The 15,715-nt window shown below is 40.4% G+C and carries 13 protein-coding genes, 3 tRNA genes and 1 pseudogene; 6 read left to right on the forward strand and 11 right to left on the reverse strand.

The window, feature by feature from the left end; genetic code table 11:
• Positions 1 to 14: 14 nt before the first annotated feature.
• The 6 genes and pseudogenes from QE404_RS11175 to QE404_RS11200 form a co-directional block, all read right to left on the reverse strand.
• Entirely contained in the window at positions 15 to 329 is a 315-nt protein-coding gene (locus tag QE404_RS11175) for a hypothetical protein (protein WP_307450481.1), read from the reverse strand.
• Positions 330 to 335: 6 nt separating this feature from the next.
• Positions 336 to 1,291: pseudogene (locus QE404_RS11180) on the reverse strand (GSCFA domain-containing protein).
• A gap of 61 nt (positions 1,292 to 1,352) precedes the next feature.
• On the reverse strand, positions 1,353 to 2,324 hold the full coding sequence (locus tag QE404_RS11185; protein ID WP_307450485.1) for a polyprenyl synthetase family protein: 972 nt from the start codon (positions 2,322 to 2,324) through the stop codon (positions 1,353 to 1,355).
• 270 nt (positions 2,325 to 2,594) lie between these two features.
• Positions 2,595 to 3,737 (reverse strand): inorganic phosphate transporter, encoded by a 1,143-nt coding sequence (locus tag QE404_RS11190; protein WP_307450487.1) that lies wholly within the window; start codon positions 3,735 to 3,737, stop codon positions 2,595 to 2,597.
• Positions 3,738 to 3,752: 15 nt separating this feature from the next.
• Positions 3,753 to 4,391, reverse strand: coding sequence for a DUF47 domain-containing protein (locus QE404_RS11195; protein ID WP_307450489.1), 639 nt, complete (start codon positions 4,389 to 4,391; stop codon positions 3,753 to 3,755).
• 150 nt (positions 4,392 to 4,541) lie between these two features.
• Positions 4,542 to 6,233, reverse strand: coding sequence for a DEAD/DEAH box helicase (locus tag QE404_RS11200; RefSeq protein ID WP_307450490.1), 1,692 nt, complete (start codon positions 6,231 to 6,233; stop codon positions 4,542 to 4,544).
• 240 nt (positions 6,234 to 6,473) lie between these two features.
• Between QE404_RS11200 and QE404_RS11205 the strand changes: the two genes are divergently transcribed.
• The 3 genes from QE404_RS11205 (at position 6,474) to QE404_RS11215 (ending at position 9,563) form a co-directional block, all read left to right on the forward strand.
• Entirely contained in the window at positions 6,474 to 7,139 is a 666-nt protein-coding gene (locus QE404_RS11205; RefSeq protein WP_307450492.1) for a DUF2461 domain-containing protein, read from the forward strand.
• A gap of 127 nt (positions 7,140 to 7,266) precedes the next feature.
• A complete protein-coding gene (locus QE404_RS11210; protein ID WP_307450493.1) occupies positions 7,267 to 8,061 on the forward strand; it encodes an FkbM family methyltransferase in 795 nt (264 codons plus the stop codon).
• 2 nt (positions 8,062 to 8,063) lie between these two features.
• On the forward strand, positions 8,064 to 9,563 hold the full coding sequence (locus QE404_RS11215) for a lipopolysaccharide biosynthesis protein (RefSeq protein WP_307450495.1): 1,500 nt from the start codon (positions 8,064 to 8,066) through the stop codon (positions 9,561 to 9,563).
• On the opposite strand, the gene QE404_RS11220 is transcribed toward QE404_RS11215, so the two are convergent.
• From QE404_RS11220 to QE404_RS11235, 4 genes are all read right to left on the reverse strand, one after another.
• Positions 9,556 to 10,623 (reverse strand): hypothetical protein, encoded by a 1,068-nt coding sequence (locus QE404_RS11220; protein ID WP_307450497.1) that lies wholly within the window; start codon positions 10,621 to 10,623, stop codon positions 9,556 to 9,558. The two genes, QE404_RS11215 and QE404_RS11220, sit on opposite strands and share 8 nt — an antisense overlap.
• A 33-nt stretch (positions 10,624 to 10,656) precedes the next feature.
• Positions 10,657 to 11,511, reverse strand: a complete 855-nt coding sequence (locus QE404_RS11225; RefSeq protein ID WP_307450499.1) for a glycosyltransferase — start codon at positions 11,509 to 11,511, stop codon at positions 10,657 to 10,659.
• Positions 11,512 to 11,592: 81 nt separating this feature from the next.
• A complete protein-coding gene (aspA, locus tag QE404_RS11230; protein ID WP_307450501.1) occupies positions 11,593 to 12,993 on the reverse strand; it encodes an aspartate ammonia-lyase in 1,401 nt (466 codons plus the stop codon).
• 66 nt (positions 12,994 to 13,059) lie between these two features.
• Complete coding sequence (locus QE404_RS11235; protein ID WP_307450503.1) at positions 13,060 to 14,085, reverse strand: N-acetylmuramoyl-L-alanine amidase; 1,026 nt, start codon at positions 14,083 to 14,085, stop codon at positions 13,060 to 13,062.
• Between the two features lie 135 nt (positions 14,086 to 14,220).
• Between QE404_RS11235 and QE404_RS11240 the strand changes: the two genes are divergently transcribed.
• From QE404_RS11240 to QE404_RS11250, 3 genes are all read left to right on the forward strand, one after another.
• Positions 14,221 to 14,305: transfer RNA gene (locus tag QE404_RS11240), tRNA-Ser, on the forward strand.
• Between the two features lie 17 nt (positions 14,306 to 14,322).
• Positions 14,323 to 14,397, forward strand: a tRNA-Pro gene (locus QE404_RS11245).
• A gap of 19 nt (positions 14,398 to 14,416) precedes the next feature.
• A tRNA-Arg gene (locus QE404_RS11250) sits at positions 14,417 to 14,490 on the forward strand.
• A 112-nt stretch (positions 14,491 to 14,602) separates the two neighbouring features.
• Here the strand turns inward: QE404_RS11250 and QE404_RS11255 are convergent.
• The gene (locus QE404_RS11255) at positions 14,603 to 15,700 is read right to left on the reverse strand and encodes a TlpA disulfide reductase family protein (RefSeq protein WP_307450504.1); all 1,098 of its coding nucleotides are present in this window, start codon (positions 15,698 to 15,700) and stop codon (positions 14,603 to 14,605) included.
• Positions 15,701 to 15,715 lie beyond the last annotated feature (15 nt).

The raw sequence follows: 15,715 nt of genomic DNA on the forward strand, positions 1-15,715 counted from the left end.
ATCCCAGAATAGTACTATAAATTAGCCTGGTTGAGTACATCCTGTGTGACATCCTTTCCTCCGGTAAAATTCGTGTATAATGCTCCAATCGTAAAGATCGGGCCGAAAGGAATTCCCCACCATCCGAAAAGGAAATTGATCAGACTGTATTTCCAGCTGTAAGATGCTGTGGATTCACCAGCTTTGATGAAATAAATATCACTTCTTTTCCTCACTGTAAGAAAGATAATGGATATCGTGTAGGAAAACATAATGAACTTTGCCCCTTTAGCCAGCTCCTGATTGACCTGGTCTATTGTTAATCCTTCTATATTTTTTATTGCCGGCATACTTGTCTACAGGAATATTTTATGTTTTACTTTTTTCTGCTGCTGATCTATCCTGAGGGTCAGCTTTTCTCTGAATTCAATATACTTCGGGTCTTTTTCATCTGCTGTTGTATGAGCCAGAGCCTTATGGATGCTGAAATTTTCCTTGATGAATGTTTTCGTGTTTTCCGCAAACCATGCGCCACCGAATTTTTCAAAGATATACATCACCGCCTGAAGGCTGGGATGGATCATGTCTTCTTTATAAAACCGGTAATCTCTCAGGTCATCCATCATGATCTCATACACAGGAAGATAATGGCAGTTGTCAAACTGCTCAATGGTTTCATGGACTGCTCCTATAAGCTTGGCTTTGCTCAGCTGGTTTTCAGCCATGCCGTCTCTGGTATGGCGTACCGGAGATACGGTAAACAGGATCTGTACATCGTCCTTACAGATATCATCAAGGTTTAGTACGGTATTGTAGATGGCATCAACAATTTCCTGGTGGGTCAGCAGCCTCTTCTCAAAGAATTTCTGCGGGATTTTGTGACAGTTGGCGACCAGCTTCTGTTTTGGCAGGAACTCATAAATAAACGATTAGTCCCATACGTAATGAGTACCCAGCGCGTTTCCTGCAGGAACTGGTTTCCATCCGTAATATGATGATTAATCTTATCCAGGGTCTGATGGACGTACCGGCTGTCGAAACCTGTATGGTGGTCCAGCGAGATGTATTCCTCGTTAAAGACAATCAGATCTTCTTCTGTATAAAATTCAGAATCGTGCAGCCGTTTTACAGCATTCGCAATAGAAAAGGGATTGAATATAGTCCCGAAAGGATTGCTAAGCGTTTGTATCTGCCCCCGGCGGAACAGGTCCGACATTTCCGAAGCAAAGCAGGAACCGATTGAAAATATTTTATCTTCAACCTGAATCTTCTTCTGGGATTCCCTAAATTCTACTTCAGTACGGAATTTCATTATTTTATTCTGTAATTTTTACCCTGTAAAAATGAGAGGCTGCTCCATTCTCAAAACAAGATTAGCTCTCTCTTCTCAAGAGATAATTCGCCAGTTCTGCAAACGGCTTTTTCTTTTCTTCCGGTATATCAATTTTTTCGAGGTAGCTCTGTCCTATTTCGTTATGCTTTTCAATCAGGCGCAGGGCCTTTTCGTCTACCTTTGCTCTCCTGAATATCTTTTCTACTCCGTAAACTTTATCTATATTGTCCGTTTTTTTGGAATACCAATAGTCAAGTTCCTTACGTTCCTCCTCTGTCGCATGTTCTTTCGCCAGAAGGTAAAGCACGGTTTTCTTGTTTTCGTAGATGTCTCCGGCATGTTTTTTACCGAACTGTGCCTGGTCTCCGAAAACATCCAGGTAATCATCCATGATCTGGAAGGCAATACCAATATGTTTCCCAAAGTTGAATATTGCTTTAGCATCCTTAAAATCTGCTTTGGCAATAAGGGCACCGATTTCAAATGACGAAGCGCTTAATACCCCCGTTTTATAGGTAATCATTCTGATGTAATCATCAAAGGTAACATCTTCCTGGGTTTCAAAGTTGATATCATACTGCTGACCTTCGCATAAAAGCAGTCCGGTATGGGTAAAGATCCTGATGCAGGCTTTAAAAATATCGGGTTCCAGGTCTTCAAAAAACTTATAGGCTTTCAGCATCAGTCCGTCTCCGGAAAGGATTCCCACATTAATCCCGTGCAGGGTATGAATGGTGGGCTTATTTCTTCTTAATGGTGCTTCGTCCATGATATCATCATGGATCAGCGTAAAATTATGGAAAAACTCAATAGCCAGTGCCGGTTTAATGGCCTGCCTAAGATCGCCGCCAAATAAATCGCATGCCATGAGCACCATAATAGGACGGAGCCGTTTACCTCCGTGTGAAATGATGTAGTTCATGGGTTCATACAGCTCTGCCGGCTTGTCTTTAAAGGTATATCTGGCAATAGCTTCAGCAACAATCTGCTGATATCGGTCTAAAAATTCCATACAATCTAATCGTTTAAGCAAAAATACGATTTTTAAAGAACCCAAAAGAAGCATTTAATAACATTTATAATCAAAAAATCTTCTGAAAATCATACTTTGATCATTTTATTATGGCAAAAAAAACATGATAGCCAACCGCTTGTCATTTCCTTTTGCATATCGGCTTAACTTTCACTTTTTAAAAGAAGTGTATATCACCAGTCAAAACTACTTATACGAAAAAACTTTGCCCAGATGGACAAAGTTTTTTGTTTGATATTTAAATTTGTGTCAAGAAAGAAATACTACCAAGAGATAAGTTATCCCGGCCACGATAGCGGAAATAGGAATGGTTAATACCCATGCCCAAAGAAGACTTACGGTAATCCCCCATCTTACGGCAGAAACCCTCTTAGTTAATCCCACCCCAATAATGGATCCGGTAATCGTATGGGTGGTAGATACCGGTATACCGAAGTGATCTGTAATAAACAATGTGATGGCTCCGGCTGTTTCGGCACTTACGCCTTCCAGCGATGTTACTTTGGTAATTTTTGTACCCATTGTTTTAATGATCTTCCAGCCTCCACTCATCGTTCCCAAGCCAATGGCAAGGAAAGAAACAAGAGGTACCCAAAGGTAATGCTCTGCAAAATAATCAAAACGCTCTGCAGAAGGGATGTTCAGGTAGATCGGATCCTGGAGCATATTCACATGGTAGTAGATCAGGGCAGCCCCGATGATCCCCATTACTTTCTGGGCATCATTAAGACCGTGCCCTAAACTGAACAGTGCTGAAGAAGCCAGCTGCAGCCTTTTGAAAGACTGGTCTGCCTTATGCGGGTTTGACCTTTTATACAGATGCACAATGATCAGCGTAATGATGATGGAAATAATCATCCCGATGATCGGTGCCATAAAGATAAACAGGAATATAGGGATTACTTTGTCAAACTTCACCACACTCTGGGTCGTTACCTGATGAGCGGCTTCTTTAAGCGTATCCCAAAATCCAAGTCCGGGCTGCGCAGCGACAACCTCATGGTAATCCATCATGAAAGCGTGCATCAGGGCTGCTCCGAGAAAACCTCCGATCAGCGTATGGGAAGAGGATGAAGGGATCCCGAACCACCATGTAAGCAGGTTCCAGGCAATAGCGGCTACCAATCCGGAAAATATCACTTCAAGGGTAATAAAATTTTCATTAACGGTTTTGGCAATCGTGTTACCGATCTTAAACTCACCGATGATGTAAGCGGCAATAAAGAAAGCGGCGAAATTCCAGAGTGCTGCCCAGAGAACAGCCTGGAAAGGCGTTAAAACTTTTGTAGAAACTATGGTTGCAATTGAATTGGCCGCATCGTGGAAACCGTTGATATAATCAAAGATCAGGGCTAAAGCAATAATAACCGTAAGTAAAATAGGAAATTCCATTTCTGTTGTATTCTTTTAAGCGTATTTAATCATGATGTTCTCAATTGTATTGGCAACATCTTCCGCTTTGTCGGTTACTACCTCAAGATAATTAAGTACGGATGAAACTTTGATGATATTGATGGCATCATTGGTTTCAAAAAGTTCTACCATAGAATTGGAAAGAAGGTCATCCGCAATATTTTCAATGGAATTTACTTTGATGCACGCTTCCTTTACCTGCTCCATATTCTTGAAGCCTTTAAGGTTCTTCATCGCAATCTGGATCTCAAGACAAGCTTTGTGGATCAGCAGCGAGAAATCTGAATAAGCCTTCATTTCCGGAGACTTGTACAGGAAAATATATTTCGTGGAAGCATAGATGTAATCGGCAATATCATCCAGTCCGGTAGCCAGCGTATGGATATCTTCTCTATCGAAAGGTGTGATGAAATTCTTCCCCAGCTCTACGAAGATCTCATGCGTAAGTTCGTCATTCTTATGCTCGTAATCACTCATTTTCTTCAACATGGTATCATCATTAAGATCAAAATCCTTGATGCCGTTGTTGAATTCTTCAGACATAGCCACCAGGTTTTCTGTTACCTTTTCAAAAAGGACGAAAAAGATTTTATCTTTGGGCTGAAAAGCGTGGAAAATATTACCAATTCCCATTGTATCGTTTTTATAATTTTGTGCAAATTTCTTAAAAAAGGACCTGACACGGAAGAATACAACATTAAGTTTTGTTAACATTACACTACCGCCTGATTATCAAAAGAAAAAACCAGCTAAAAGCTGGTTCTTATTATATTTTTTAAAGATTTAGTTGGCTACTTCAGCCCTCATTTCTTTACCTTTAAATTTCATGGAAGGAATGTTGCTGAGTACATTATCCTTAAATGTTTTCTCCACTTCGAAGAAAGAGAATTTTTCAAGGATTTCAATATCTCCGATCTCTGCTCTTTTCTTGCTTTTTCCAGAGGTAGCTTTATTGATGATATCCAGTATATCCAGTTTCTTCAGCTGGTCTTTTTTACCCAGATTGAAGAAAAAGCGCACCATGTCTTCGTTCGGTTTTCTCGGCTTTCCTCCACGGTCTCTTCTTTCTCCTCTGTCGCTGCGTTCACTTCTGTCACGGTCTCTGCCTCTCTCACGGTCTCTTCTTGAACCTCTGTCATCGTCTCTGCTGCTCAGTTTCTGTTCCATAAGATCATGTCTGTCTTTGTAGTACAGGGCAAGGTCTTTTAGCTGGAACTGAAGTAATTTATGCGCAAGCTCTTCTTTGGTGAATGCTGACAAATCAGGAATCAGGGAATCATCGAACTCGAAGAAATCCTCGTGGATTTCAAAAAGGCTTTCGAAAACACCTGCTACCTGAGCTTTGATGATCTCATCTCCGGTAGGGATTTTCCCTTCGTTGATTTCAATTTTAGTAACCGCTTTAATCTGCTTCAGCTTTCTGCTTTCTTCAGGTTTGATCAGGGAGATTGAAATCCCATCTTTTCCTGCTCTACCTGTTCTTCCGCTTCTGTGAACGAAAACTTCAGGATCATCCGGTAAAGAATAGTGGATCACGTGGGTTAGAGAGTTTACATCCAGTCCTCTTGCAGCTACATCCGTTGCAACAAGGATGTCGATGTTTTTCAGCCTGAATTTCTTCATCACTGTGTCTCTCTGCGCCTGGGAAAGGTCTCCGTGAAGCGCATCTGCTGCGTAACCGTTCTGCATTAAGAAATCGGCCACCTCCTGGGTTTCCATTCTGGTCCTGCAGAAAATAATGGAATATTGGTTTGGGTTAGAATCAATAAGACGCTTTAATGCCTCTTTTTTCTGACGGTACCCGGCAACATAATATTCGTGTTTGATGTTCTTCTTAACCTCGTTAATGGAGCCTACCGAAATTCTGTGCGGCTTTGTGAGGTAATTTTTTGAAATCCTTTCCACTTCTTTGCTCATGGTGGCAGAGAACAGGAAAGTCTGCTTGGTTTCAGGCGTTTCGCTTAAAATAGTTTCCAGTTCGTCTTTGAATCCCATGGAAAGCATTTCATCGGCCTCATCTAAAACCAGCCAGTGAATAGCAGAAAAATCAAGTGCTTTTCTGTTGATAAGGTCGATCACCCTTCCCGGAGTTCCTACAATAATCTGCGGCTTGTCCTTAAGGGATCTCATTTGGTCCATAATACTGCTTCCACCATAAACTGCTGTAGTTTTGATGTCTTTCATGTATTTGGAGTAATTTTTAATGTCTTTTGTAATCTGAAGACATAGTTCGCGTGTCGGACAAAGCACCAATAGCTGGATTTTGCGACTCGTATCGTCAATCATATCCAAAATCGGAAGCGAAAATGCTGCTGTTTTGCCTGTCCCAGTCTGCGCAAGTGCGATCAAGTCGCGGATATCTGAAAGAATAAAAGGGATAGTCTGTTTTTGGATTTCTGTCGGGCTTTCGTAACCCATTTCGCCAATTGCCTTTAGAATGTCAGGACTTAAATTGGTCTCCGTAAATAAATTCATTAAATATTTTAAAATTTTTGCAAAGATACAATTAATATTTGAATATCATTTAATTTGATGTTACATTAATGGTAATTTAACATCTCTTTCCTGAAATACTTATAAATTATCCGCAAAAAAAGATGTATTTTTTTATGTTTAATTTAATAATAACGTTATTATAAGCATCAATTAAAACATGCTTTAGTCATTCATATTCATCATCTTTTTGCTTATATTTGATATAAACACTAAAATATTATGCCAGCAAAACTTGCCCCGGATACTTTCAGCTTCCTGAAAAAATTAACCCGGAACAATAACCGTGAATGGTTTAATGACCATAAAGATCTGTATACACAGTCCAGAGAAAACATCATTGAGTTCCTGGAGGATCTGGTCATGGAAATGGCCCTTTTTGATGAAGAACAGGCTAAAACCGATGTCAAGAAGGCTCTGTTCAGAATTTACCGGGATACACGATTTTCAAAAGACAAGTCTCCGTACAAAACCAATTTCGGGGCTTCTATGGGCATGGGGAAAGGAAACCAGAAAGCCGGCTATTACCTTCATATAGCACCCGGAAAATCTTTTATGGCCGGCGGAATCTACATGCCGGACGCTGGTGTTTTGAAACTGATCCGCAAAGAAATATCTTTATACAGCGATGAATTCCTTACGATCCTCAATAACCCGGATTTCAAAAAACATTTCCCGGAACTGGATCAGGAAAGCAAACTGGTGAAGGTCCCGCAGGGTTTTGAGAAAGATGATCCGATGGCAGAATTCCTTAAGCTCAAAAACTTTATCGTCGTATATGACCTGAAAGATGAAGAACTCCTGAATGTGGAGTCCGTGAAAAACCTGGCCGGAATTTATAAAACCATGAAGCCTCTCAATGACTTTCTGAATGCTGCTTTATCCTGATGGGTCAGGCGGGAAAATACAAATTCTGATCGCATTTGAACAGCATGCAACATTGATGCAATATCAAGGATGCTTTAACAGTTCTTGGCATTTTTGTTTATCTTTGCTGCCAGTTAAAAGGCTAAATATGTCCCTATACCAAAGAATTGCGGAAAAACTCCAGTACATAAGTCCTGCTTTTTATAAAAAAAGGTTCTTTAAAAACATTTCCCAGCTCAGCCGGAACAACTTTTCAGTGCGTAATGTAGAACCGGAACTGGTATGGATTAAAGAATATCTCTCCGCAGATGCCGTAATTTTTGACATAGGAGCCAATGTAGGCACTTTTCTGTATCAGTTGGAAGATCATCTTCAGCATGAGAATATTTTCGGCTTTGAGCCTAATGAGGCTCTTCATAAAAGGCTTATGAGACTTTTCCCGAACATGAGGATTTTTCCGGTAGCACTCTCTGATGAAAATACCACGGCTACCTTTAAAGTGCCGGTCATCAACGGGCAGAAAGTTGCATCGCGCGGAACCCTGAATACATCATACAAGGAGAAGGGTGAAGAGAAAAGCCATACTGAGAATGTCACCGTAGTAAAACTGGATTACTGGACAGCTCAGCTGCCGATTCAGCGTCTTGACTTTATTAAAATTGATGTGGAAGGCAACGAAATGAAGACCTTGGCCGGGGCCAGAAATACCATTGCCCGCTTCTCTCCCACCCTTATGGTAGAAATGGAACAGAGGCATCATGATACACCGGTATGGGATGAAATTGCTCTTATTGAAAGCTGGGGATACGAAGCCTGTTACCTGGACCGTGATACATTTACGCTGAAAAAGCTCACCCAGACCATCCTGCACGATAATTCAGATGATGAAAAAAACAAAAAAGAATACATCAATAATATTATTTTCACCCCTAAAAGCCAGTAAAAATGAGTGTAGTAGCAAGACAAGGGTTTAAGTATTCTATTATTGGTTATGTCGGTTTCCTGCTAGGTACCGTCTCAATTTTTATTTTCATGAATAATCTGACGTTCTACGGTACCCTCAGATATATCATGCCTACTGCTGAAATGCTTGTTCCGTTTGTTGTTTTCGGGATTTCTTATGCCAATGTAAAATTTTTCCCAAAAACAGATAAAGACGGAAAGCGGCAAAACATGCTATCTCTTTCTCTGGCGGCAGTGTTTATCAATTTTATCATTTTTCTGGTTGTTTTTTTTCTTATTCCTTATTTTTTTCCCGGATTTAAGAATACCAAAGCCTGGAACAGCAGGGGAATCATCCTTCCTCTTACTTTAATGCTTTCATTCTGTGCTATTTTCAATAAGTATATCTCAAACTATAAAAGAATCGTTGTCTCAAATATTTTCGATAACCTTTTTCCGAAAATCGCTAATCTGGGATCTTTTCTGATCTTTATGTACTTGGCTTCGAGATATGCCGAAAATTCAACCGTCCCTGAAAACACTGCATTGATTTTCTTTTTCGGAATGTTTGTACTTATGTTTGCCGGATATGCTTTCTATACAAACAAACTTGAAAAGATCAGATTTGATTTTAGTACAGATTATTTTAAAAAAGATGATTTCTACAAGGAATTTGCAGCCTATAGTTTCTTTGGCTTTTTAGGAACTTTTGGAAATTATCTTGCCATCAATAATTTCATGATCGGAGAGTTTTTAGGTATGGAGGAAAACGGTATTTATTCAACGCTTTATGCATTGATTTCACTGATTTCCATCCCCCAGCTGGGCCTGTTTAATATTTCTGCACCGATCATCAGTAAAAACCTGATTGACGGTGACATGGAAGGACTGGACCGGTTTCATAAAAAGACATCTTTAACGCTTTACTTTTTAGGTGCTGTTTTATTTTCATGTATTATGGTCGGATTCCCTTACCTTACTCATTTCATGCCTAAAAACGGCGTATTGTTAAGAGAATACGAACCGGTGATCTGGATCTGGGGATCTGCTGTGCTTGTGGACCTGGCCACAGGGTTCAACGGAAACATTATCTCACTCTCCAAATATTATAAATTCAATATTGTGGTGATGCTTTTACTGGCGGGATTAACCATTGTCCTGAACCTCTATTTCCTGAAACACACGGACCTGAAACTAATCGGTATCGCATTATCTACCGCGATTTCCCTGACGGCTTATAACGTCATAAAAATTGTTTTCAATTACCTGATGTTTAAGGTTTCCCCATTGTCTATTGAAATGATCTTCGTTTCAATTATCTGTACTCTGGCGATTACCGTGGCGATTATTTTACCGAATGCCGACAATAATTTCATCAATCTCATTTACAAACCGGCTGTTGTTCTAATCCTGATTTTTACCGGAAACTACTTTACCAAAATATTTCCCGTAGAAGACTACATCAACGCAAAGTTCATCAAAAGCCTGCTTAAATTCAGGTAGTCAGGTTTTTCAAAAGATTTTCCAGATCGGTGCGGATCTTTTTAAGACTGTAGTACTTTTCAAAATCGAAATCATATTGTTTAAGATGATTCAGCTGCTGCAGGAGGCCCTGCTCCTCCGGCACAATAAATCCAAGTGAAGAAGGATATCCTGGAGGAAATACCGCGGGCCTGCCGTAAGTAATGGCATCGCCTATGTTTCCCGTCATCTTGGTGGTACCATACTGTTCTTCCTGACTGAAGAATTCAGTTTTTCTCTGTACAGGGCACCACAAAACGTCCGCTTTCTGCATCCAGGCTTCGAAATCAGCACGAGAGACCCTTTCCCTGAAATAACGGATGGATATATTTTCCAAAGACCTTTCAAGATCGGTAAGATCATGAAGTGAAGATCCTGGTGCCTTTCCCAGGAAAACAAATTCTATAGGCTGAGCAGGGGCACTACCGTTCCGGAAAGTATTTTCCCATTCTCTGATCATCTTAAAAACCCTGCGGTAATCCCTGCGCTGCTGTGAAACCCCTCCCGGAATTACGATCGTAAGGATTTTATCTTCCAAACGCTGAATTCCCTTTGTGTAAAACAGGGGCAGGTAAAGATACCGGCCGGATGATAAAGCCGGATCGAGTACCAGAAGTTTTTCCGCAGCCTGATACACTTTCCCTGCAAGCAACAGGCCTTCTTTAAGGAATAATTTCAGGCGGTAAATACGGTCTGCACTGAATATGCTTTTCAGCAAAACGAAAGAGGAAGCCACGGAAAAATTAAGGTTATGCACAATGATTGCTGTACGGTAGCGCTCGGTAAGGGTTTTAAAGGTATTAAAATACCGGTGGACCGTGCCTATAATGATCAGGTCATATTTTTTCGTCTTTAGCTGATCCAGGATAAGGGAACTGTCTGACAGGATCATATTCTCTGTTTCCACGGTACTGAACTGGCGGTATATTTTTTCAGAAAAATAGTAGTCAATGGTAAACTCTGTGGAACCCTGCATCACATCCGCAAAGTTTTGTGCAATTTCCGCATGGGTATCCAGTTCTATGTAGGCGAGTTTTTTCAATGTAAATTCTATTGCGGTTATTCGTAAATCCCTTTAACTTTTCAGCCACTTTTTCTTAAGGGCATTCCAGCGGTGTTCATTGATCGCCTTCTGCTCTTCAGGCGATATTTTTAGTGTTTCTCTACCGGAACGGCATCTTTCATAAGCCCTGATAATCTGTATTAAAAAAGCAGGCGACCTGCTTTTAAATGCTTCTTTCAGCGAAGCAATGTAGGCAAGGGTCCTGTTCAGGCCTAAAAAGTAAAAGTATTTACCGTAATATTCGGCAGGCCTTATGGTATAATCCGCACCTTTGGTCTTGATCAGCTTTACATGCAGTTCAGGCAGTACTATTTCTTTCCAGCCCAGATGTTCAAGCAGTATGGAATCTATATTGTCCCATCCAAGTGTTTCTCTCAGGCCTCCCATGGCCATAAAGCATTCTTTACGGTAAGCCTTTACCGGACCTCTTACATGATGCCTGTTGGAATTACCCTCGTATACCCAATTGTTTTCTTTTTCAACATACAGTAATCCGCCTACGAGACCATAATCAGGATGTCTCTCAAATGCCTCTGCAACCGTCTCAAGGTAATGCTCAGGAGGGATGATGTCTGCATCAAATTTGCAGATGATGCCATAGTCTTCCATTTTCTGTGTTTCAAGCCCTTTCTTAAATGCCCTAACCACTTTGGAACCCGGCTGATGACCGGATTTTTCAAGGCTGATGGTTCCGAAACGGCTATCAGTATCGGTAAATTGGCTGATTATATCTGAAGTACGGTCTGTGGACCCGTCATTCACCACAACAATCTTAAAATCCCCATAGCTTTGCTGCTGCAATGCTTTCAGGGTAAAGCCCAGGTTGTTCTCTTCGTTATGGGCAGGAATAATAATTAAAAACCTCACAGTAAAAGGATAAGTGTCATATTGGAGATGAATAGCTGCCGGTTTAAGTAAGAACTGACCGCCATTCAAATCCTGTTATTGTTATTTGTTATGTGGCTTCAGCATATGCGAAGGATCGAGAATTTCATCCAGCTTTTCCTGGGAAAGCATTCCTTTTTCCAGGACCAGATCGTAGACGCTTTTTCCGGTTTCCAGGGATTCTTTCGCAATCGCTGTAGATTGTTTGTATCCAATGTAAGGATTCAGTGCGGTTACAATTCCTATGCTGTGCTTAACCATATTGAGGCATACTTCTTTATTGGCCGTAATACCCACAATACATTTTTCGCGGAGGGTGTCCAATGCATTGCATAGGAAATGGATGTTCTCCATAATCGCATGGGATAATACCGGCTCCATTACGTTCAACTGCAACTGGCCTGCTTCTGCGGCAAAAGTTACCGTTAAATCGTTTCCAATCACTTTAAAGCACACCTGATTGACCACTTCCGGAATCACGGGGTTTACTTTTCCAGGCATAATGGAAGATCCGGGCTGCATTGGTGGAAGGTTGATTTCAAAAAGCCCGGCTCTCGGACCTGAAGAAAGAAGCCTTAAATCATTGCAGATTTTAGACAGCTTTACAGCAAGACGCTTCAAGGCAGAAGAATAAATCACATACGAACCGGTGTCAGGAGTGGCCTCTACCAGGTCCGGTGCTGATACTACGGGATACCCGGTAATTTCGGCCAGGTTTTTCGCACATAATGCTGCATAGCCAACCGGAGCATTAAGCCCGGTACCGATAGCAGTAGCACCCATATTGACCTCAACAAAAAGTCCGGCATTATTGTTCAGCTTGGAAATATCTTCTTCAAGCGTAGCGGCAAAAGCTTCAAACTCCTGTCCAAGGGTCATCGGAACGGCATCCTGGAGCTGCGTCCTTCCCATTTTGATGATTCCTCTGAATTCATTTCCTTTGTCGCGGAATGCCCCTACAATTTTCTGAAGTTTTTCCACCAGAACTGCATTCATCTGAAGAAGCCCCATTTTGATGGCTGTGGGATAGGCATCATTGGTAGACTGGGAAAGGTTGATATGGTCATTGGGAGAACAGAATTCATACTGTCCTTTGTCCTTGCCCATTTTTTCCAGCACCCTGTTGGCGATGACCTCATTGGCATTCATATTAATCGATGTGCCGGCGCCTCCCTGGATCATATCCACGGGAAACTGTTCATGGAAACGGCCTGCAATAATTTCGTGACAGGTTTCAACTATTTTAAAATACAGGCTTTCATCCAGCAGTCCCAGTTCATAATTGGTCTTTGCCGCTGCCATTTTTACAAAAGCCAGCCCTCTGATGAATTCCGGATATGAAGAAAGCAGCTGTCCTGAGATTTTAAAATTATCGATAGCCCTTTGGGTCTGAACTCCGTAATAAGCATCCGCAGGCACTTCAAGCACTCCCAGCAGATCGCTTTCTTTTCTGAAATCTCCCATTTTTCGCATTTAAAATTAGTATTGTAAAGATAACAAAAACGCATCGAACGATGCGCTTTGAGTACTTTATTTTCTAGGATATTTAACGTTCAGCGCCTGGAGGATAGCCCAGGTTTCCGCATCCATTATTCCATCATAATTCTGAGGCCTGAAATGATACTGGAATGCTTCTATGGTTTTCTTGGTAGCATCATCCCATTTTCCGCTCGGCTCAACGCCGTATCCGAATTTTTGTAATGCTGTCTGAATCATGAAGATGAAGGCAGGTTCATTGTAGCGTGTGGTAAATTCTACCAACGCAAGGTCATAATAGGTTTTTTTCGTAGCCTCATCATACCACATTCCGATCTGATATTCATCGTAGAGTTTTTTCCAGGGGAACATCGGGCCCGGATCCTGTTTTCTGGTCGGGGCAATATCAGAATGAGCCAGCACATTGGTTGGCGGAATCTGATACCGGGTTACAATATCTTTGGCCAGGGCTGCCACTTTTTTAATCTGATCCTCGCTAAATGGCACGAAAATCCTTCGGGCCGTACTGTCTGCCGTATATCCGTTATTAACGATCTCAATGCCTATTGAAGTATCATTAAGGTTTTTATCGTTTCTCCATGAACTGATCCCTGCGTGGTAAGCACGCTTATTTTCATCCACCAGCTGATATATCTGGTTGTCTTCTTTATCGTTGACCAGATAGTGGGCACTAACCGCCTGCTGGGTCAGCACGGTGATGGATTTATCTTCCGGCAGAGCCGTGTAATGCAGGATAAGGTATTTCTGTCTGAAATTTTGTGCTATAGCAGGAAAATAGGTTTTGGTGACCTTGTAACCTGCGGGTTTTGCAGAGACGATGGATCCGTAACTGATGGTGTTGTCATTTTTGGTAATATCAGCAATATTGGTGGTATAAAATTCCACGCCATGGTCTGTAGTTATTTGGGGCTTCGGTTTCGCCTGAGGCTGGGTTGTAACGGCTGTTTTTGCCTGTGTTACCGGTGTTTTACGCTTGTATGCAGTTTTTTTAACATTCTGCTGGGAAGTACAGGAAAAAACCACAGCACTTAATCCTATGATATATAATGTTTTACGCATCAGTCTTATTTTTGGTCGTTTATATACCTCAAAAATACACAAATTTTTCCTGAAAATTATTTGGTATGTAAGGAAAACTATTCTATATTTGCACTCGCAATAACGGAATAACGATCATTAGAAAATAAAGTTACAGGAGGGTTGCCGGAGTGGTTAACGGAGCAGTTTGCTAAACTGTCGACGCGAAAGTGTCGCAAGGGTTCGAATCCCTTACCCTCCGCTTTTCAAAGCTATATTCGGGGCGTAGCGTAGTCCGGTCATCGCGCCTGGTTTGGGACCAGGAGGTCGCAGGTTCGAATCCTGCCGCCCCGACTTTTTTCAACAACTTTTAGGGTGCGTAGCTCAGCTGGATAGAGCATCTGCCTTCTAAGCAGACGGTCAAAGGTTCGAATCCTTTCGCGCTCACTAAACCTTGCAACTTCTCGTTGTGAGGTTTTTTGTTTTTTGGTGGTTCGATGTTTACTGCATTGATTATATTATTATTGTCTTAAATATATTCACTTTTATAGTATATTTTTCATTTCTGAATCAATTTTTCTAACTCATTCTCAGTTGATAAACCAGTGAATGAGGATAATATTTTTAATTTATTATCAACTAAAACGTTATAAGGTATCGCTTGATTAAGCTTAAAACGAATTTGTAAAGCTTCCTTTTCCGATAGATTATTTATCACTAATTGTTTCCACTTCATATCTTCTTCTTTTAATGCTTTAAACCAAGACGGCTTATTTGTATCAATAGATATTGAAACGAATTCAACATCATTATGATATAAGGAATATAGTTTTTTCAAAACAGGAATCTCCTGTCGACAAGGGGCACACCAGCTAGCCCAGAAAATTATCAGATGCTTATTAAATTTTTTATTTATAATTTCTTTCCTAGAGCCGTTGTTATTTTCAAGTAAAGGAAGAGAGATTTTATTTTCGTTAAACCTTTTATTATTATAAGTATCAAGATTCTTATAAATATTACTTCCGACGATGTCTCCTTTAAAAGATTTTAGGAAATCTTCAACCTGTTCTGCTGAAAAACTATTTTTATTTTCATTAATCTTATACAGTAAATGATAAGAATCAGGGTATTGAATTATTTTTTCTTTTATAATCTGAATAGTCTTGGAATTAACATTTTCAAACAGATCTCCATCAATATTAAATAATGCATTTGTTTGCCTACCTGCTTTAATTCCAGGACTTGTAACCAGTCTGTATTTTTCTGGAAGCTTTATATCTTTTAAATTGAAATCTTTAATTGTACCATTTATTAGAATTAAAGAATCACTCATAAAAAACTGAGATTCCCATTTCCCTTTCTTGTAATTCGCATTAGTTGGAAAGTTGAATGAGCGTAAAATCCCTTTTTGATCTATATGATCAATTCCAAGATAAGTGGGAATAGATGTACTTTTCCAATGATGAATTATACCAAAAGAGCCATTGACAGTTTTAACACTATCGATTCTTTGTGATGAATCATCTTTGTACAAATATAAAATACCATCAGGCAAATTTGGAATGCAGCCCCTGATAATTGTTTGCTTATCTTTTTTTGAGCAAGAAAATACTGAGTAAAAAATCAATAGGATTAATGGTAATTTAAAATTTTTCATAAAAAATGTAATATA

Origin of the sequence: Chryseobacterium camelliae (genome assembly GCF_030818575.1) — a bacterium.
GTDB lineage: Bacteria > Bacteroidota > Bacteroidia > Flavobacteriales > Weeksellaceae > Chryseobacterium > Chryseobacterium camelliae_A.